This window comes from Stenotrophomonas sp. 116085_Sma, assembly GCF_056479585.1.
In genome coordinates this window covers 3,362,623-3,381,291 of sequence record NZ_CM151057.1, presented here as the reverse complement: position 1 = coordinate 3,381,291, position 18,669 = coordinate 3,362,623, and the positions used below count along the sequence as shown (strand labels likewise).

The window sequence follows — 18,669 nt, the reverse complement described above, 5'->3', positions numbered from 1 at the left end:
CTCGGGCACGTGGGTGCCGCCGTCAGCGCGCTGGCACCAGCGTCATGGTGTGCTGCGCCTTGCCGGGCAGGAACGGGGTCGGGCGGCCATGCACCCAGTCTTCGTGGCCGGCGCCCCAGTACGGAGACAGGGGATGCCCGCTCTGGCCGCCGGGCATGTGCACGATGCCGTCGGCCTCGTGGCCGGGCGATACCACCATGCGCTCGGAAGCACCGAAGTTCGGCGTCTGCACCCGCGGCATGTCGCGGTCACCAGGCAGGCGGTCGGCCGGCATGCACAGCCAGCGCTTGGCGAACTCCGGCAGCGCGCGTGCGATCGGATGGCAGATTGCCGCGGTATTGCGTTCCCCCCACGTGCGCTTGGCCAGTGGGCCTTGCCTGGAGAGCTCGGCTTCCGTGCGACGTGCTGCATCGATCAGCAGCGCATCCCAGCTGTCGAACGCTGGCGGCAGCAGGTTGGCCGGGCGCTGCTGCAGCATCGGCCAGGCCACGCCTTCCAGCTGCGCCAGGCGCGGATCGAGGTAGTCCTCACCCAGCTGCGCATTGGCCGGTGCCAGCAGCGCATCGGACAGCGTCTCCATCACCTGCGTGCGGAACTCGCGCACCACCCGGTAGCTGACCGAGTTGGCGGAAGCGCGCCCGCCCCACTGATGGCTGACCGCCTTCAATCGCTTCAGCGCGGGATCGTCACTGCGTTCGATGACGTCGTGCAGCAGTGCCCACCAGCGCTGCAGGAACACCGCGCGGTCGTCGAGCTGGATCGCAAGCAGGTCGTGTTCGTCGAAGCGCTCCTGGATCGCCAGCAGGTCGCGGATCTGCCGCGCACGAGCGCCGAGGTCATAACCACCGTTGCCGACACTGGCCAGTGCCTCGCCGTCGAGGACGCGGCCGTTGGCGGTCCACAGGCGATGGTTGGGTGGGTCGATCAGTGCCGGCGAGGCATCGCTGCGGATCGGCCAGGGGGCGCAGTCCTGGTTGCTGGTGGCCGTGAAGCCGGCCGGTGCACAGCCCGGACCGCGGTCCGGGCGGGCGCCGATCAGGCGCCAGGCGATGCGTCCGCTGCGGTCGCCGACCACCAGGTTCTGCGCGGGAATGCCGGCGTGGTCGGCGAACCGCAGGGCCGCGTCCAGATCGCCAGCGCGGGCCAGGTCACTGAAGTCCAGCCGTACCGCGCCCGGCAGATGGGCGACCCAGCGCAGCGCGTCGCCGCGGCCATCGGCATGGGTGTGCAGGATCGGGCCCCAGGCGGTTTCGCGCACCGGGAACACCACGTCGGCCCGGCCGGCTACGGTGATGCGTTCTTCATGTACGGTCGCGGCGGCGTTGGCCGGTTCAGTCCGGTAGTCCGCCGTGTCGATGTAGCTGTTGGTGAAGCCCCAGGCCACGTGCCCGTTGCTGCCGACGATCACGGCCGGCAGGCCGGGCAGCGAGAAGCCGGTGACGTCGACCTGGCCGCCGGCAGCCTGCGGGTCGGGGTAGCGCAGGCGCACGCGGAACCACAGGCCCGGTGCGCGCAGGCCCAGGTGCATGTCGTCGGCGACGATAGCGCGGCCATCGGCGGTAAGCGCCCCCGCCACCGCGAAGTTGTTGCTGCCGACAGCGTCCACCTCTTCCTGCGCGGTGCCGGATTTTCCCTTCAATGTGTGCAGGTCGAGCTGGCTGGCATCGGGGAGCGTGGCGTTGCCGGTCGGTTCGCCGAACAGCGGTGCATCCCATTCGGTGCCGTCGTGGGCGATCAGCGCGTACAGCGCGGACGGCACCACTGCGCGGATGCGGCTCAGTGCAAGCTCGGTCTGGTTGCCCGGGTCCTGCAGGTCGGCGTACATGGCCAGCCCGGTCAGCACGCTGTCGCTGGCCTTCCACGGTTGCGGTGACTGCCGCAGCAGCAGGTAGGCCCACGGGCGCACGGAGAGATCGGCCAGGCCTTCATTGACCCCACCGACGTAGGCGCTCACGGCTTCGATGTTGTCGCCCAGTGCAGCCTGCATGTTCGCCTCGGTGCGCGCGCGCAGCCGATGCACGCGCATGCGCTTGTCGGCGTCGATGGCCTTCGGCCCGAACAGCGCCGACAGCTCACCGGCGGCACTGCGGCGCATCAGGTCCATTTCGAAATAACGTTCCTGCGCATGCACGCGACCCAATGCGCGCATCGCGTCGGCCTGGCTGGCGGCGGTGATGGTCACCACGCCCAGCGCATCGCGTTCGAGGGTGACCGGCTTGGCCAGCCCCGGCAGCGCATGCTCGCCGTCCAGGTCGGCCAGGCTGCCGCGCAGCAGCAGCCACAGCACCAGGGCGGTGACCAGGACGATGGCGATCAATACGCCCAGCACCCAACGCCATGTACGTCGCATCGCACGTCCTTTCCGAACTCGTGGGCCGATTGTAGCCGCAGGCGCAACTGCGACTGATTCCGATTAGATCACCGTATTCTGAAATGCGGCACCCTATGCCACATCGATTCACAGGAGCCCCCCCATGAAAGGCAACCCGGACGTCATCGCCTGTCTGAAGGAACTGCTGCGCGGCGAGCTCGCTGCCCGCGACCAGTACTTCATCCATTCCCGCCGCTACGAGGATCAGGGCCTGTTCGCGCTGTACGAACGCCTGAACCACGAGATGGAAGAGGAAACCCAGCACGCCGATGCGCTGCTGCGCCGGATCCTGTTCCTGGGCGGCGACCCGGACATGCGCCCGCATGCCACCGAGCCGGGCAAGACTGTGGAAGAGATGCTGCAGAAGGATCTCGACACTGAATACGCCGTTCGGAACAATCTCGCCGCTGGCATGAAGCTGTGCGAGGAGAACGGCGACTACGTGAGCCGCGACATCCTGCTGGCGCAGCTGAAGGACACCGAAGAAGACCACGCCTGGTGGCTGGAACAGCAGCTCGGCCTGATCAAGCGCATCGGCCTGGAGCTGTACCAGCTGAGCAAGATCGACGGCAGCGGCGCCCCGGCGCACTGAGCCGGCACCGCTCTCTGTAGAGCCGGGCCATGCTCGGCTGCTGTTGGATCCGAGTCGAGCATGGCTCGACTCTACAACGTTCTGTCGCCCGCCAGCACCGGCGCACCGCCAGCCAGCCTTCGCCCGCCAGCTGCTCCACCGCCCGCCAGCCGACAACGAAAAAGCCGGGGATTGCCCCGGCTTTTTCGTGTCTGATCCCCGGCAAGGCGTGTCAACCAAGGTTGACACCCACCAGGGCAGGGCCCCAGCCCTTATTCCACCGACAACCCTTCCACCTTCTGCCAGCCGCGCGGCAGCAGGTGGCCACGGGTGGCGCGGGCGCCGAGGTAGGCGTCGAGCTCGTTGAACTTCAGCCCCATCGTGCGCTGGCCACTGCGCACCTGCAGGGTCTGCCCCGGGCTGATCGCCACGATGGCGACCACGCGTTCGGTGGCGAGCTTGGCCTTCGGGATCTCGATGATCTTGTTGCCCTTGCCCTTGTCCAGTTCCGGCAGGTCGTTGGCGGCGATCGCCAGCAGGTTGCCCGAGCTGGTCACCGCCACGATGCGGTCGGTGGCCACGTTGGCGAGCACCGACGGAGTGAGCACCGACGAGCCGGACGACAGATTCAGCATCGCCTTGCCGGCCTTGTTGCGACCGATCAGGTTCTCGAAGCGGGTGACGAAGCCATAGCCATGACTGGAGGCCAGCACGAAGCGGGCCTCCGGCTCGGCACTGGCCAGGGTCACGAAGCTGGTGCCCGGCGCCGGCGAGAAGCGGCCGGTCAGCGGTTCGCCATTGCCACGCGCGGAGGGCAGGGTGTGCACCGGCGTCGAGTAGGCGCGGCCCTCGCTGTCGAGGAACGCGACCTGCTGGGTGCTGCGCGCGCGCACCGCGCCCTGCAGTCCGTCGCCTTCGCGGTAGGACAGGGCCGATGCATCGACGTCGTGGCCCTTGGCGGCACGGATCCAGCCCTTCTCCGACAGCACCACGGTCATCGGCTCGCTCGGCACCAGCTCGGTCTCATCGATGGCCTGCGCGGCCTGGCGCTGCACCAGCGGCGAACGGCGTGCGTCGCCGAACTTCTTGGCGTCGGCGGTCAGTTCGTCGCGGATCAGCTTCTTCAGCTTGGCCTTGCTGTCGAGGATGCCGAGGATCTTCTCGCGCTCCTTGGCCAGCTCGTCCTGCTCGCCGCGGATCTTCATCTCCTCCAGGCGGGCCAGCTGCTTCAGCTTGGTTTCCAGGATGTACTCGGCCTGTTCCTCGGACAGGCCGAAGCGCGCGATCAGCGCCGCCTTCGGTTCGTCCTCGGTACGGATGATGTGGATCACCTCGTCCAGGTTGAGGAAGGCGACCAGCAGGCCTTCCAGCAGGTGCAGGCGGCGCTCGACCTTCTGCAGGCGGTGCTGCAGGCGGCGGGTGACGGTGTTGCTGCGGAAGGTCAGCCATTCGCTGAGCAGCATCTTCAGGTTCTTCACCTGCGGACGGCCGTCCAGCCCGATCACGTTGAGGTTGACGCGGTAGCTGCGCTCCATGTCCGTGGTGGCGAACAGGTGGCCCATCAGCTGCTCGGCGTCGACGCGGTTGGAACGCGGCACCAGCACCACGCGCACCGGGTTGGCGTGGTCGGATTCATCGCGGATGTCTTCCAGCCACGGCAGCTTCTTGGCGCGCATCTGCGCGGCAATCTGCTCGATCACCTTCGACGGCGACACCTGGAACGGCAGCGCCGTCACCACGATGTTGTTGGCTTCCTTGGTGAAGGTCGCACGCGCACGCACGCTGCCGTTGCCGGTCTCGTACATGTTCCGCAGATCGTTGGCCGCGGTGATGATCTCGGCGCTGGACGGGTAGTCCGGGCCCTGCACGTGCTCGCACAGGTCGCGCACGGTCGCATCGGGGTTGTCCAGCAGGTGCAGCAGCGCGCTGACAATCTCGTTGAGATTGTGCGGCGGTACGTCGGTGGCCATGCCGACGGCGATGCCGGTGGTGCCGTTCAGCAGCAGGTGCGGCAGCCGCGCCGGCATCCAGGTCGGTTCCTGCAGGGTGCCGTCGAAGTTCGGCGCCCAGTCGGTGGTGCCCTGGCCCAGCTCGCCCAGCAGCACTTCGGCGATCGGGGTCAGCTTGGATTCGGTGTAACGCATCGCCGCGAACGACTTCGGGTCGTCGCTGGAGCCGAAGTTGCCCTGGCCCTCGATCAGCGGGTAGCGGTACGAGAACGGCTGCGCCATCAGCACCAGCGCCTCGTAGCACGCGCTGTCGCCGTGCGGGTGGTACTTACCGATGACGTCACCGACGGTGCGCGCGGACTTCTTCGGCTTGGACGCGGCATTCAGGCCCAGCTCGCTCATCGAATAGATGATGCGGCGCTGCACTGGCTTCAGGCCGTCGCCGATGAACGGCAGGGCGCGGTCCAGGACCACGTACATCGAGTAATCGAGGTAGGCGCGTTCGGCGTACTCGCGCAGCGGCAGTTGTTCGAATCCGTGGAACACGGGGCGGGCAAGTTCGGTCATGCGGCGTTGTTACCTGTTGTCGGGAGGCGGCGACGGCGGTCGCCGCTCGCAATCCTGTGATTATCCGGATGCGGCGGGGGATGCCAAGCCGCGCGCAGGGTCCAGCCCGGTTTCCAGGCCATGCCCGGCCCGCGCCAGGTAGCGCCCGGGCGGCAGCCCGAAGTGGCGGCGGAACACGGTGACGAAGGCGCTGGCGCTGCTGAAGCCCAGTGCGTGGGCGATGTCGGCCACGCTGCGGCCATCGGTCAACTGGCGCAGGGCTTCGGAGAGCCGGGCCTGCTGCCGCCACTGGGCGAAGCTGAGCGTGGTCTCGTCGCGGAAGTGGCGGGTGAGGCTGCGCGGCGACAGGCCGGCCCAGTGCGCCCATTCGGCCAGGCTGCGCTCGTCGGACGGGTCGGCCAGCAGCTGCGAGGCGATCTTCAGCAGGCGCCGGTCATGCGGCATCGGCAGGTGCATGCGCTGGCGCGGCGCAGTGCGGATCTCGTCCAGCAGCACGTCGATGATGTGCTGGCGCTCGGGCGTGGTGTCGTAGCCCAGCGGCCATTCGCAGATGCGGTCGGCCAGCGCCTGCGCCAGCTTGGACAGGCCCAGCACGCAGGGATCGGCGGGCAGGGTGGCGCAGGCCGGTGCGGCCAGCGCCATGCCCCAGCCACGCAGCGGACCGTCCAGGGTCACCGTATGCGGCTCCAGCGGCGGCATCCAGCCGGCCGAGCCCGGCGCCAGCGACCACGTCCCGTGCGAGGTGCGGGTGGTCAGCAGGCCGCGTTCGACGCAGATCAGCTGGGCGCGCTGGTGGTGGTGCCAGTCCACTTCCCGGACCAGGCCGAGGGGGCTGTCGAAGCGGAAGGCGACCACCGGCGGGCCGTCGTTGCGCTCGAACCAGTCCAGTGCGTCGTCACGCAGCAGGCGTTTCGGAGGGGGGATTTCTGCCTTGTTCATCATATCCGCTGGCTGAAATGTGTCATCCATTGGCTTAATTGTACTACCGGGCCAGCTGAGCGGGCCATTAAGGTGTGCGCCGTCACTGATCCAGCCCACTGCTGCAACACAGCATTCGATGCCAGATCAAATATTTCCATTGAGAAATATTTTTTTTGGAAGAGAATGCTCCCCCATGATCTGTCCTGCAACCACTCCCCCCAGCTTCGGCCTGCTGCTGCGCCAGGTGCGCGACGGCCTGGTCCGGCAACTCGACGCGTCCATGGCCGAAGAAGATCTGGGTATCGGCTTCACCCACTACATCGGGCTGAAGGTGCTTTCGCACATGGCCCCGTGCACCGCCAACGAGCTGGCCCAGGCCATCGACCAGGTGCCCAGCGCGGTCACCCGCCTGCTGGACAAGCTGGAGGCGCTGGGCTGCGTCCGCCGCGAACCGCATGCGCAGGACCGCCGCGCGCTGCAGATCGTGCTGACCGATGAAGGCCGCGCGTTGTGGGCGCGGCTGAAGCTGCGCGGCGACGCGGTGATGGATTACGCCTTGCGCGATCTTTCCACCGACGAGCGCACGCTGCTGCTGTCCCTCCTTACCCGAATCCGCGATTCACTGACGACCCCATGAACCCGATCCCGCATCCCACTCTCCGCCGGTCCGGGCGCGCGCTGCTGGTGTCAGCGCTGGCCCTGGCCCTGGCCGCCTGCGCCAGCAGCCGTGGCCTCACCCCGCAGGGCCACGTGCTAGACGTGGACAGCCTGCACAGCGAACGCACCCTGGCCGACACCGACCTGAGCGCCACCGGCTTCCCGGCGCAGGACTGGTGGAAGGCGCTGGGCGATGCGCAGCTGGACGCGCTGGTTGCCGAGGGCCTGGCCGGTCATCCGAGCCTGGACGCCGCCGACGCGCGCCTGCGCCAGGCCCAGGCCCAGGTCGGTACCGCGCGCGCTGACCAGCTGCCCAGCCTGTCGGTGTCCGGCGGCTACACCGGCCTGCGCCTGCCTGAGTCGATGGTCGGCAGCGAAATGGGTGGCCGCTACGGCGGCAGCAGCCAGGTCGCCTTCGACTTCAGCTACGGCGTGGACCTGTGGGGCGGCAAGCGCGCTGCCTGGGAAGCCGCCGTGGATGGTGCCCACGCCGCCACCGTCGAAGCCCAGGCCGCCCGCCTGAACCTGTCCACCGGCATCACCCAGGCCTATGCCGACCTGGCCTATGCGTGGCAGCTCAATGACGTGGCCGAGGAAGAGCTGACCCGTTCGCAGAAGTCGCTGGAGCTGACCCGCCAGCGCCGCAGTGCCGGCATCGACAGCGACCTGCAGGTGCGCCAGGCCGAGGCTCGCGTACCGGCCGCGCAGCAGCAGGTGCAGGCCGCGCAGCAGCGCATCGACGCGGCCCGCACCGCACTGGCCGCGCTGGTCGGCAAGGGCCCGGACCGTGGCCTGTCGATCCAGCGCCCGCAGCCGCTGAACCCGCTGGCGCTGCAGCTGCCGGGCGTGCTGCCCAGCGAACTGCTGGGCCGTCGCCCCGACATTGTTGCCGCACGCTGGCGCGTTGAAGCAGCCGACAAGCAGATCAAGGTGGCCAGGACCAAGTTCTACCCGAGTTTCAACCTGACCGCGCTGGCTGGCGTGGTCGCCCCGAACGTGGGTGACCTGCTGAAGAGCAGCTCCACCTTCGCCTACATCGGCCCGGCGCTGAGCCTGCCGATCTTCGAAGGCGGCAAGCTGCGTGCCAACCTGGCCAACACCGATGCGCAGTACGACCTGGCGGTGGCCAACTACAACCAGGCCGTGCTCGACGCGCTGCGCGACGTGGCCGACCAGGTCAATGCGGTGCGCTCGCTGGCGCAGCAGGCGCACTCGCAGCAGCAGGCGGTGGACACCGCGCGCTCGGCCTTCGACCTGGCCCAGCAGCGCTACCGCGCCGGCATCGGCAGCTACCTGGACGTGCTGACCGCGCAGTCCACGCTGTTGCAGTCGCAGCAGCAGCTGGCCGGCCTGCAGTCGCAGCAGGTGCAGTCCTCGGTGCGCCTGAGCAAGGCACTGGGTGGTGGTTTCCAGCCCGCCGACGCCGACCGCGCACCGATCGCCTCCCATTCCGATTCCTCGCATTCCTGAAGACCCCTGCCATGAGCCAGACCCAAGACACCGCGGCCCCGGCCGCCTCCAACCGCCGTGGCAACCTGCTGCGCGGCCTGTTCGTGATCGTCGTGCTGCTGCTTGCCGCGCTGGCGCTGTGGTACTTCATGTTCGGTCGTTGGTTCGAAGAGACCGACGATGCCTACGTGCAGGGCAACCAAGTGCAGATCACCCCGCTGGTGGCCGGTACCGTGGTCGCCATCAACGCCGATGACGGCATGCGCGTGGAGCGCGGCCAGCTGCTGGTGCAGCTGGACCCGTCCGACACCTCGGTGGCGCTGCAGCAGGCCGAAGCCAACCTGGCCAAGACCGTGCGCCAGACCCGTGGCCTGTACCGCAGCGTGGAAGGCGCGCAGGCGGACTTGAACGCGCGCCAGGTGACCCTGAAGCGCGTGCGTGATGACTTCGCCCGCCGCAAGGACCTGGCCGCCACCGGCGCCATCTCCAACGAAGAACTGGCCCACGCCCGCGATGAGCTGGCTGCGGCCGAAGCGGCCGTTGCCGGGTCGCGCGAGACCGTCGAACGCAACCGCGCGTTGGTCGACGACACCGTGATCGCCACCCAGCCGGACGTGCAGGCGGCAGCCGCGCAGCTGCGCCAGGCCTTCCTCAACAACGCCCGCGCCGGCATCGTCGCGCCGGTCACCGGCTACGTCGCCCGTCGTTCGGTGCAGGTCGGCCAGCGCGTGCAGCCGGGCAACGCGCTGATGGCGGTAGTGCCGACCGAGCAGATGTGGGTCGAGGCCAACTTCAAGGAAACCCAGCTGCGCCACATGCGCCTGGGCCAGGAAGTGGAGCTGAAGTCGGACCTGTATGCCGGTGACGTGAAGTACAAGGGCCGCATCCAGAGCCTGGGCCTGGGCACCGGTTCGGCGTTCTCGCTGCTGCCGGCGCAGAACGCCAGCGGCAACTGGATCAAGATCGTGCAGCGCGTGCCGGTGCGCATCGCCATCGATGCCAAGCAGCTGGCCGAACACCCGCTGCGCATCGGCCTGTCGATGAAGGCTGAAGTGAGCCTGCGCGACCAGAAGGGTGAAGTGCTGCCGAGCACCCCGGCCAAGGGCACGGTGTTCGACACCGACGTGTATGCCAAGCAGCTGCATGATGCCGACGAGGTGATCCACACGATCATCCAGGGCAACCTGCCGCAGCAGCAGGCGAAGGCGGGCTGAGGTCGCCATGTCCGCACAAGCTCCAGCCGCGCCCGGCGCTCCGGGCGCACCGGCGGCGCCGGGAGCGGCCTCCGGATTCCTGCCGCCCAGCGTCGCCCTGTGCACCGTGGGCCTGGCGATGGCGTCGTTCATGCAGGTGCTCGACACCACCATCGCCAACGTCTCGCTGCCGACCATCGCCGGTAATCTCGGCGCCAGTTCGCAGCAGGCGACGTGGGTCATCACCTCGTTCGCGGTCAGCACGGCCATCGCGCTGCCGCTGACCGGCTGGCTCAGCCGCCGCTTCGGCGAACGCAAGCTGTTCGTCTGGGCCACGCTGGCCTTCGTCATCACCTCACTGCTGTGCGGCCTGGCCCAGAGCATGGGCATGCTGGTGCTGTCACGCGCGCTGCAGGGCTTCGTGGCCGGCCCGATGTATCCGATCACGCAGTCGCTGCTGGTCTCGATCTATCCACGCGAGAAGCGCGGGCAGGCGCTGGCGCTGCTGGCGATGATCACGGTGGTGGCGCCGATCTGCGGCCCGATCCTCGGTGGCTGGATCACCGACAACTACAGTTGGGAGTGGATCTTCCTGATCAACGTGCCGCTGGGCATCTTTGCCGCGCTGGTGGTGGGCAACCAGTTGAAGGGGCGCCCGGAGCAGATCGAGAAGCCGAAGATGGACTATGTCGGCCTGGTCACCCTGGTGATCGGTGTCGGCGCGCTGCAGCTGGTGCTCGATCTGGGCAATGACGAGGACTGGTTCTCGTCGATGAAGATCGTGGTGCTGGCCTGCGTGGCAGTGGTGACGCTGACGGTCTTCCTGATCTGGGAGCTGACCGACAAGGATCCGATCGTCGACCTCAAGCTGTTCCGGCATCGAAACTTCCGCGCAGGCACGCTGGCGATGGTGGTGGCCTATGCGGCGTTCTTCAGCGTGGCGCTGCTGATCCCGCAGTGGCTGCAGCGTGACATGGGCTACACCGCGATCTGGGCGGGCCTGGCGACCGCGCCGATCGGTATCCTGCCAGTGATCATGACCCCGTTCGTGGGCAAGTACGCATCGCGCTTCGACATGCGCATGCTGGCCACGATCGCCTTCATCGTGCTGTCGATGACCAGCTTCCTGCGCTCGAACTTCAACCTGCAGGTGGACTACATGCACGTGGCCGGCGTGCAGCTGATCATGGGCATCGGCGTGGCGCTGTTCTTCATGCCGGTGCTGCAGATCCTGCTGTCGGACCTGGATGGCCGCGAGATCGCGGCGGGTTCCGGCCTGGCCACCTTCCTGCGTACGCTGGGCGGCAGCTTCGCAGCATCGCTGACCACGTGGCTGTGGGCGCGTCGTACCCAGGTGCACCATGCGGATCTGACCGAGCACATCTCGGCCTATCAGCCGGGCATGCAGGACCAGGTGACCGCGATGGGGCAGGGCAACCTGCAGAACGGTGCAGCGGTGCTGAACAACATGATCAACCACCAGGCTTCGCAGATGGGCTTCAACGACATCTTCTTCCTGCTGGGCTGGATCTTCCTGGCGATCATCACGTTCCTGTGGCTGGCCAAACCACCGTTCGGCGCGGGTGCGGGTGCGGCGTCTGCCGGCGGCCATTGATCGATCATTGCCGTTGAAATGCAAGAACCCCGCCGCAAGGCGGGGTTTTTGTTTGAGGGGTGTCGTGGCGGCCGTCACACCTGAAATGCATGCTACGGGCTATCGGCTTTGGCCCGCGCTGGCCGATGAATGCGACTGAAGGCCCAGTACGACCCGTTCCAGCAGTTCCGCCAGTCGTGAGAGTCTGGCGGCGAAGTAGGTTTGGAGGATTGCGCCAAGCATGATTCCGATGGCCAGTGCCACAGTGTAGGAGGGGACCTCGATCGGCACTTTGATCTGCATGAGCTTCTGCGCCGTATCCGACCCGGTGATGATCAAGCCCGCCATTGCGCCCAGTAGACCTCCAGTATTGGCACGTGCCAAGCGGACTCGGCATTCCGACTGCAGGTGGCGGATCAATTGCTGCAAACGCGCGCATGTCCCGGCGGGCTCCATGGGCGAGGAAGCCTTGCCATTCGCTGCTTGCTTCTGCGCACTGTAGATCCGCTCCTGAAGTGCGGCAGCGACCCAATCGTCGCGGCGGAGTGCTTGATCGATACCTGTCAGTCGTGTGCGATACATCGTCAATGCCGAGTGAACGGCATCCATTGCGAACCAGACTGCCCAGAGCAGCGCGAGGACCACAAGGAAAATCGTGAATCCCAGACCCATGGGATTCCAGAAGGTTTGGTCGCCTTCATACGCAAATTGCTTGATGATGGCGGCCATTGCGATCACGGTCAGCAGGACGGCGAGCGCGATTCCGAGGGCGACCAGTACCGTATCGCTGAGGATCGGAGGGGAGTGTGCCTTGCGCGCTTTCACATAAGCGCCATCAAATTCCTTCATCTCGTTGAAGAGCGAGGCAACATCCAGTGTGATCGGGTCTTTCTTTGCCTTGTCCATAAGCCCAGATGTTCACGGTCCTGCCTTCCATATCGGTACCGGATGGGCGGACTTGAATCAGTTGCAGGCGCTCAGGATGGGCGCGCTGTCAATCCAGGTCGACGGGGACTGCAGAAACGAAAAAACCCGCTTTCGCGGGTTTGATCATCTTGAGTCATGGTGCCCAGGAGAGGACTCGAACCTCCACGGTTTTACCCGCTAGTACCTGAAACTAGTGCGTCTACCAATTCCGCCACCTGGGCGACTCAGGAGAGAAATTGTGCGGTAAGCACGCCGATGTGTCAACACAATTTCACATTTATTTTTCAGTGCGAACGCCCAGGTGCTGCAGCAGGCTGCGCATCGGTGCTGACAGTGCCTGCGCGTCGGCAATGCACACGCAGAGACGACGCTGTGCCCAGGCATCTTCCAGTGGAACTGCAACGGTGCCGGTGCTGCGCCGGTGTTGCCGGGCCAGCGTGCGCGGCATGATGCCCACGCCGATGCCGTGGCCGACCATCGTGCACAGGCCCTCGAAGGTTTTCATGCGGATGCGCACATCCAGCACGCGACCGGCGGCAGCGGCCAGTTCTTCGATGTAGGTCTGCAGGGCATTGCCGTCGGCCAGCGCGACGAAAGTTTCACCCAGCACATCGGCGAAGGACACGCTGCGGCGCTGGGCGAAACGGTGGTGGCCCGGCAACAGCATCACCAGCGGATCTTCGGCCACCACATGGCGCTGCAGTCCCTCGGCCGGCACGGCGTCGCTGATGATGCCGGCCTCGGCCTGCCCGGCGCGCAGTGCGCGCACGACTTCGTTGCTGGTGCGCTCGTGCAGTTCCACCCGCAGCCGTGGCCGCTGGGCCAGCCACGGTGCCAGGCGCGAGGGCAGGTAGTTGGTCAGCGCAGCGGTATTGGCATACAGGTGCAGGGTGCCGCGCGCGCCCTGTGCGAATGCCTGCAGCTCGCCGCGCAGCTGCGTCTGCTGCTGCATGATCAAGCGCGCATGGTGGGCGAGGGCGGCACCGGCTTCGGTCAGGCTTACCCCGCGTGGATGCCGGTCCAGCAGCGTGCTGCCGGCATCGGCTTCGATGGCGCGCAGGCGTTCACTGGCCGATGCCAGGGCCAGGTTGGCCTGTGCCGCACCGGCGGTGATGCTGCCCGCGTCGGCGACGGCCAGGAACAGGCGCAGATCGGCAATGTCCAGTCGCATGGGAATGACCTCGGCAGGGCGGCTGCCTTCGGCTGGTCCGAAGGGTGGGGCCGCAAAGCCGCATTGTGCGCCGTTGCCGCGGCCGCTCCAATGGCGGCATGAACGAGGCGATGTACTTCTATGGGTTGCTGGTGGTGGTGTTCGTGCTGGCCGGCGTGGTCAAGGGCGTGACCGGCATGGGCTTGCCCACGGTGGCGATGGGCCTGCTCGGTGGCACGCTGTCGCCGGTGGCAGCGGCGTCGATGCTGTTCATTCCCACCTTCGTCACCAACGCGTGGCAATTGGTGTCCGGTCCGTCGCTGGGCGGCATCGTGCGGCGGCTGTGGCCGATGATGCTGGCAGTGGTGGTGGTGACCCTGGCTTCGGCAGCGCTGCTGGTGCGGGTCGACCGCACCGGGTCGCGCGTTGCCCTGGGCCTGGCCCTGGTGGTCTATGCGGCCTATGCGCTGCTGGCGCCGGTATTCCGCGTGCCGCAGCGGCGCGAGCGTTGGTTGGGGCCGCTGGTCGGTGCGCTGTCGGGCGTGGTCACCGGTGCGACGGGTGTGTTCGTGATGCCAGCGGTGCCGTACCTGCAGTCGCTGGGGCTGCAGCGCGAGGAACTGGTGCAGGCGCTGGGGCTGGCGTTCACCGTGTCAACGATTTCGCTGACCACCGGACTGGTGATGCACGGTGCATTCGGCATCCAGCAGCTGGGCCTGAGTGCGCTGGCGGTGGTGCCGGCGCTGCTGGGCATGTGGCTGGGCCAAGTGATCCGGCAGCGCATCAGCGCACGGGTGTTCCGCGCCTGTTTCCTCGGGTTCCTGCTGCTGCTTGGGCTGGAACTGGTGTTGCGGCCGCTGTTCTGATGCCGGATTCCGGGCATGAAAAAACCCGCTTTCGCGGGTTTTTCTCATTCTCGACGTGGTGCCCAGGAGAGGACTCGAACCTCCACGGTTTTACCCGCTAGTACCTGAAACTAGTGCGTCTACCAATTCCGCCACCTGGGCGTCGAGGAGCGAGATTATGGGGTGCTGTGACGGGGGTGTCAACACTTTTTACTGCTATGGGGGCAGAGCCCTTTCCTCGCGGAAAGGGATCCGACCCCAGCGCCGATCGAAGCCGGGGTCGGATCCTGCTTCGCTCGCGAAACGGGCTCTGACCCCAGGGGCCACAACGCCGAATTGCGGGCAAAAAAAATCCCCGCCGAAGCGAGGAGTTTTTTCGTTGGTGCCCAGGAGAGGACTCGAACCTCCACGGTTTTACCCGCTAGTACCTGAAACTAGTGCGTCTACCAATTCCGCCACCTGGGCGTTCCAGAGGCGCAATTGTGAAGATGAATCCGGGGACTGTCAACGACTTTCTGAAATTTATTAATCCAACGCCTCCAAGGCGGGCGCTGACCCGTTCTGCACGCCATCAACGGCTACCATGTAGGGCGATGACTACCAAAAAACCAAGCAAGGGCGGGAGCAATTCCCGCAGCCAGGCCCCAAAGAAGGGCGCCAAGGCGGGCGCAGCCCGCATCACCAAGCCGGGCAAGCCGTTGCCGGGCTGGTTCCCCGAATTGAATGAAGGCGGCGCACCGCCGCGCGGCCGCAAGGTCCGCAATACTGACGCGCCAGGCCCGACCCCGGGCCGCAAGCTGCCGCCGACCGGCAAGGTGATCGACGATCCCTATGCCGCGCGCGAAGCCGAGAAATACGAACAGCCCATCGCCAGCCGCGAGGCCATCCTGGCCCTGCTGGAGCGTTGCGAAGGGCCGCAGACCGCCGAGGAACTGGGCGCACGCCTGGGACTGACCGCGCCGGACCGTGCCGAGGCGCTGTCGCGCCGGCTCGGCGCCATGGTCCGTGATGGCCAGCTGGTGCAGAACCGCCGTGGCGGCTTCGCCCCGATCCAGACCCTGAACCTGGTGACCGGCGTGGTGATCGCCAACCCGGAAGGGTTCGGCTTCCTGCGCCCGGTCGAGGGTGGCGATGATCTGTTCCTGCCGCCGTATGAAATGCGCAAGGTGATGCACGGCGACAAGGTGCTGGCCCGCGTGACCGGCATCGACCACCGTGGCCGTCGCGAAGGCAGCATTGCACGCGTGCTCGAACGCGGCATGACCCGCCTGATCGGCCGCTTCAGCATCGAGATGGGTATCAATTACGTGGTGCCCGACGACAAGCGCGTGCAGCGCAACGTGCAGGTGCCGCCGGACCAGACCGGTGGCGCGCGTGACGGCCAGCTGGTGGTCTGCGAGCTGACCCAGGCGCCGGACAGCCGCCGTCCGCCGATCGGCCGCATCATCGCCGTGCTCGGCGACAAGCTGACCGCCTCGCTGGTGGTGGAAACCGCGATCCACGGCCACGAACTGCCGTTCGAGTTCCCGCAGGAAGTGCTGGACGAAGCCGCGTCGGTGCCGATGGTGGTCGAGCCGGCGATGATCGGCGACCGCGTCGACCTGCGCAGCACGCCGCTGGTGACCATCGATGGTGAAGATGCCAAGGACTTCGACGACGCGGTGTACTGCGAACCGAATGCCGATGGCTTCCGCCTGGTGGTGGCGATTGCCGATGTCTCCAACTACGTTCGCCCCGGCACGCCGCTGGACGAGGAAGCGCAGAAGCGCGCGACCTCGGTGTATTTCCCGGGCTTCGTGGTGCCGATGCTGCCGGAGACGCTGTCCAACGGCATCTGCTCTTTGATGCCGAAGGTCGACCGCATGTGCTTCGTCTGCGACATGCAGATCGACCGCGACGGCCTGGTCACGCATTCGCGCTTCTACGAAGCGGTGATGAACTCGCACGCGCGCCTGACCTACACCCAGGTGTGGAAGGCGGTGGGCGAGGACGATGCCGATACCAAAGCCTGGATGGGCGACCTGCTGCCGCAGGTACAGCGCCTGCACCAGCTGTACAAGGTGCTGTCCAAGGCGCGCACCAAGCGCGGTGCCATCGAGTTCGAAAGCAGTGAAGTGCGCTTCGTGCTGGACAACCGCGGTGAAGTCACCCAGGCCGGCATGCTGGTGCGCAACGACGCGCACAAGCTGATCGAGGAATGCATGATCGCGGCCAACGTCGAGGCGGCGAAGTACCTGCTGTCGCGCCACGTGCCGGCCCCGTACCGCATCCACGAGAAGCCGCCGGAAACCAAGTACGCCGACCTTCTGGAATTCCTCAAGGAGTTCAAGCTGAGCCTGCCGCCGTGGTCGAAGGTGCGCCCGGGTGACTACACCAAGCTGCTGAAGAAGATCCGCGACCGCCCCGATGCCACGCTGCTGGAATCGGTGCTGCTGCGCAGCCAGAGCCTGGCGATCTACAGCCCGGAGAATCACGGCCACTTCGGCCTGGCGCTGGAGGCGTACGCGCATTTCACCTCGCCGATCCGCCGCTACCCCGATCTGCTGGTGCATCGCGCGATCAAGCACGCACTGTCCGGCAAGCCGCTGGACAAGTTCACCTACAACGCCCGCGAGATGGCCGCGCTGGCACTGCAATGTTCCGAACGCGAGCGACGTGCCGACGAGGCAGAGCGCGAGGTGGACGAGCGCTACCGCGCCGCGTGGATGGAAAAGCATGTGGGCGGCCAGTTCGACGGCGTGATCAGCGGCGTAACCAGCTTCGGCCTGTTCGTGGAACTGGACGAGTCGAAGGTGCAGGGCCTGGTGCACGTGACCCAACTGCCGCAGGACTATTACAAGTTCGACGCCACCCGCAAGACGCTGACCGGCGAACGCCGCGGCAGCAGCTACCGCCTGGGCGACCGCGTGCGCATCCTGGTACTGAAGGCCAGCATGGAAGAGCGCAAGATCGATTTCCGCCTGGTCGAGCACAAGGGCGAGGACGAAGGCGATGGCCTGCCGCCGCTGCCCGAGCGTGGCAAGCCGGCCAAGCGCACCAAGAAGCAATATTGATGAAAGGCGTGCCGACCAACGGTCGGCCCCCACCTCACCCGGTAGGTGCCAACCGTGCGTTGGCACGACGTTTCGGAGGAACGCACCATGCAAGGCCAACCCGAATACAGCGGCGGCTGCCAGTGCGGCGCGATCCGCTTCCAGGCGCGCGGTGCGCTGACCGACAGCTCGATCTGCCATTGCCGGATGTGCCAGAAGGCGTTCGGTGCCTATTACGCGCCGCTGGTATCCGTGCGCGGCGTGCAGTTCAGCTGGACCCGCGGCCAGCCGCGCTATTTCCAGTCGTCCAACGTGGTGCGGCGTGGCTTCTGCGCCGACTGCGGCACGCCGCTGACCTACGAGGCGCCGGACGGCGTGGCGGTGGCCGCCGGTGCCTTTGACGAACCCGAGCGCCTGCCGCCGACGATCCAGTACGGAGTCGAGCGCAAGCTGCCGTTTGTCGATACGCTGGCCAGCCTGCCGGCCCGTCGTACCGAGGAAGACATCGCGGCGCTGGAGTTCCTGGCTACCATCGTGTCCCATCAGCACCCGGACCACGACACGCCGCACTGGCCGCCGCGCAGCCGTTCAGCCGAAGGGTGAAAGGCGGGTAGCGCCGGGCCATGCCCGGCGAGCGCGAAGCGCGGCCGCCGCCGATGCTCTACCATAGCCACCCCCTTTCCGGTCCCCGCCCGCATGAGCAAGAACAGCCAGTGGATCGTCGGCGTCAACGCCGTCGCCTCCTCCATCGAGAACGACGCCGAGAACGTCCGCGAAGTGCTGGTCGAGGCCGGTGCGAAGAACCCGCGCCTGACCGAGATCGAGGAAAATGCCCGCCGCAAGGGCATCGACGTGCGCAAGGTGAACAGTCAGGCGCTGGATGGCGTGGGCGGTTCGGTGCGCCACCAGGGCGTGGCCGCGCGCTATGCTGCTGCCCGCACCTACAGCGAGAACGAGCTGGAAGGCCTGGTCACCGCAGCCGAAGGCAAGGCCCTGCTGCTGGTGCTGGACGAAGTGCAGGACCCGCACAACCTCGGCGCCTGCCTGCGCTCGGCCGCTGCGGCCGGTGCGACCGCCGTGATCATCCCCAAGGACAAGTCGGCTACGGTCAATGCCACCGTGCGCAAGACCTCGGCCGGTGCCGCCGATCTGATCCCGGTGGTGGCGGTGACCAACCTGTCGCGCTGCCTGAAGGACCTGCAGAAGCTGGGCGTGTGGATCTATGGCCTGGCCGGTGAAGCCACCGCTTCGCTGTACCAGCTGGACCTGAAGGGCAACATCGCCCTGGTGCTCGGTGGCGAGGCCGATGGCCTGCGTCGCCTGACCCGCGAGAACTGCGATGGCCTGGTCAAGATCCCGATGCCGGGCGAGATCGAGAGCCTGAATGTCTCGGTCGCTGCCGGCGTCAGCCTGTTCGAGGCCGTGCGCCAGCGCGGTTGATCC

At 66.9% G+C, this 18,669-nt stretch carries 14 protein-coding genes and 3 tRNA genes; 9 read left to right on the top strand and 8 right to left on the bottom strand.

The features are described from left to right. Positions 1-22 precede the first annotated feature (22 nt). Positions 23-2,350 (bottom strand): penicillin acylase family protein, encoded by a 2,328-nt coding sequence (locus ACZK0Z_RS15915; protein WP_197633204.1) that lies wholly within the window; start codon positions 2,348-2,350, stop codon positions 23-25. A gap of 124 nt (positions 2,351-2,474) precedes the next feature. On the opposite strand from ACZK0Z_RS15915, the gene bfr reads away from it, so the two are divergent. Continuing rightward, on the top strand, positions 2,475-2,963 hold the full coding sequence (gene bfr, locus ACZK0Z_RS15910; protein ID WP_049429558.1) for a bacterioferritin: 489 nt from the start codon (positions 2,475-2,477) through the stop codon (positions 2,961-2,963). 251 nt (positions 2,964-3,214) lie between these two features. Here bfr and parC read toward each other — a convergent pair whose 3' ends face one another. After that, positions 3,215-5,458: a DNA topoisomerase IV subunit A gene (gene parC / locus ACZK0Z_RS15905; RefSeq protein ID WP_197633203.1), complete on the bottom strand. Its 2,244-nt coding sequence runs from the start codon at positions 5,456-5,458 to the stop codon at positions 3,215-3,217. Between the two features lie 60 nt (positions 5,459-5,518). Continuing rightward, positions 5,519-6,400 carry a helix-turn-helix domain-containing protein gene (locus ACZK0Z_RS15900; RefSeq protein WP_180849161.1) on the bottom strand — a complete coding sequence of 294 codons (882 nt, stop codon included), beginning with the start codon at positions 6,398-6,400 and terminating at the stop codon, positions 5,519-5,521. A gap of 172 nt (positions 6,401-6,572) precedes the next feature. Here ACZK0Z_RS15900 and emrR point away from each other — a divergent pair, with 172 nt between their 5' ends. The 4 genes from emrR to emrB are packed head-to-tail and all read left to right on the top strand — an operon-like array spanning position 6,573 to position 11,293. Beyond that, positions 6,573-7,016: a multidrug efflux system transcriptional regulator EmrR gene (gene emrR, locus ACZK0Z_RS15895; protein WP_049429561.1), complete on the top strand. Its 444-nt coding sequence runs from the start codon at positions 6,573-6,575 to the stop codon at positions 7,014-7,016. Further along, a complete protein-coding gene (gene emrC / locus ACZK0Z_RS15890; protein WP_197633202.1) occupies positions 7,013-8,506 on the top strand; it encodes a multidrug efflux transporter outer membrane subunit EmrC in 1,494 nt (497 codons plus the stop codon). The genes emrR and emrC overlap by 4 nt, the downstream gene beginning before the upstream one ends. 11 nt (positions 8,507-8,517) lie before the next feature. Next, entirely contained in the window at positions 8,518-9,699 is a 1,182-nt protein-coding gene (gene emrA, locus ACZK0Z_RS15885) for a multidrug efflux MFS transporter periplasmic adaptor subunit EmrA (protein WP_049427530.1), read from the top strand. Positions 9,700-9,706: 7 nt separating this feature from the next. Beyond that, positions 9,707-11,293, top strand: a complete 1,587-nt coding sequence (emrB, locus tag ACZK0Z_RS15880) for a multidrug efflux MFS transporter permease subunit EmrB (RefSeq protein ID WP_049427532.1) — start codon at positions 9,707-9,709, stop codon at positions 11,291-11,293. Positions 11,294-11,392: 99 nt separating this feature from the next. On the opposite strand, the gene ACZK0Z_RS15875 is transcribed toward emrB, so the two are convergent. The 3 genes from ACZK0Z_RS15875 to ACZK0Z_RS15865 form a co-directional block, all read right to left on the bottom strand. After that, positions 11,393-12,178, bottom strand: a complete 786-nt coding sequence (locus ACZK0Z_RS15875; RefSeq protein ID WP_197633201.1) for a hypothetical protein — start codon at positions 12,176-12,178, stop codon at positions 11,393-11,395. Positions 12,179-12,335: 157 nt separating this feature from the next. Then, a tRNA-Leu gene (locus ACZK0Z_RS15870) sits at positions 12,336-12,420 on the bottom strand. 56 nt (positions 12,421-12,476) lie between these two features. Then, positions 12,477-13,370, bottom strand: a complete 894-nt coding sequence (locus tag ACZK0Z_RS15865; RefSeq protein ID WP_197633200.1) for a LysR substrate-binding domain-containing protein — start codon at positions 13,368-13,370, stop codon at positions 12,477-12,479. A 98-nt stretch (positions 13,371-13,468) separates the two neighbouring features. On the opposite strand from ACZK0Z_RS15865, the gene ACZK0Z_RS15860 reads away from it, so the two are divergent. Continuing rightward, a complete protein-coding gene (locus tag ACZK0Z_RS15860) occupies positions 13,469-14,215 on the top strand; it encodes a sulfite exporter TauE/SafE family protein (RefSeq protein WP_197633199.1) in 747 nt (248 codons plus the stop codon). Positions 14,216-14,271: 56 nt separating this feature from the next. On the opposite strand, the gene ACZK0Z_RS15855 is transcribed toward ACZK0Z_RS15860, so the two are convergent. Next, positions 14,272-14,356: transfer RNA gene (locus tag ACZK0Z_RS15855), tRNA-Leu, on the bottom strand. A gap of 218 nt (positions 14,357-14,574) precedes the next feature. After that, a tRNA-Leu gene (locus ACZK0Z_RS15850) sits at positions 14,575-14,659 on the bottom strand. A gap of 128 nt (positions 14,660-14,787) precedes the next feature. Between ACZK0Z_RS15850 and rnr the strand changes: the two genes are divergently transcribed. The 3 genes from rnr (at position 14,788) to rlmB (ending at position 18,666) form a co-directional block, all read left to right on the top strand. After that, the gene (gene rnr / locus ACZK0Z_RS15845; RefSeq protein ID WP_197633198.1) at positions 14,788-17,247 is read left to right on the top strand and encodes a ribonuclease R; all 2,460 of its coding nucleotides are present in this window, start codon (positions 14,788-14,790) and stop codon (positions 17,245-17,247) included. A gap of 87 nt (positions 17,248-17,334) precedes the next feature. Continuing rightward, the gene (locus ACZK0Z_RS15840; RefSeq protein WP_197620002.1) at positions 17,335-17,829 is read left to right on the top strand and encodes a GFA family protein; all 495 of its coding nucleotides are present in this window, start codon (positions 17,335-17,337) and stop codon (positions 17,827-17,829) included. Positions 17,830-17,922: 93 nt separating this feature from the next. Continuing rightward, the gene (gene rlmB / locus ACZK0Z_RS15835; RefSeq protein ID WP_049430104.1) at positions 17,923-18,666 is read left to right on the top strand and encodes a 23S rRNA (guanosine(2251)-2'-O)-methyltransferase RlmB; all 744 of its coding nucleotides are present in this window, start codon (positions 17,923-17,925) and stop codon (positions 18,664-18,666) included. The last annotated feature ends 3 nt before the right edge of the window (positions 18,667-18,669 follow it).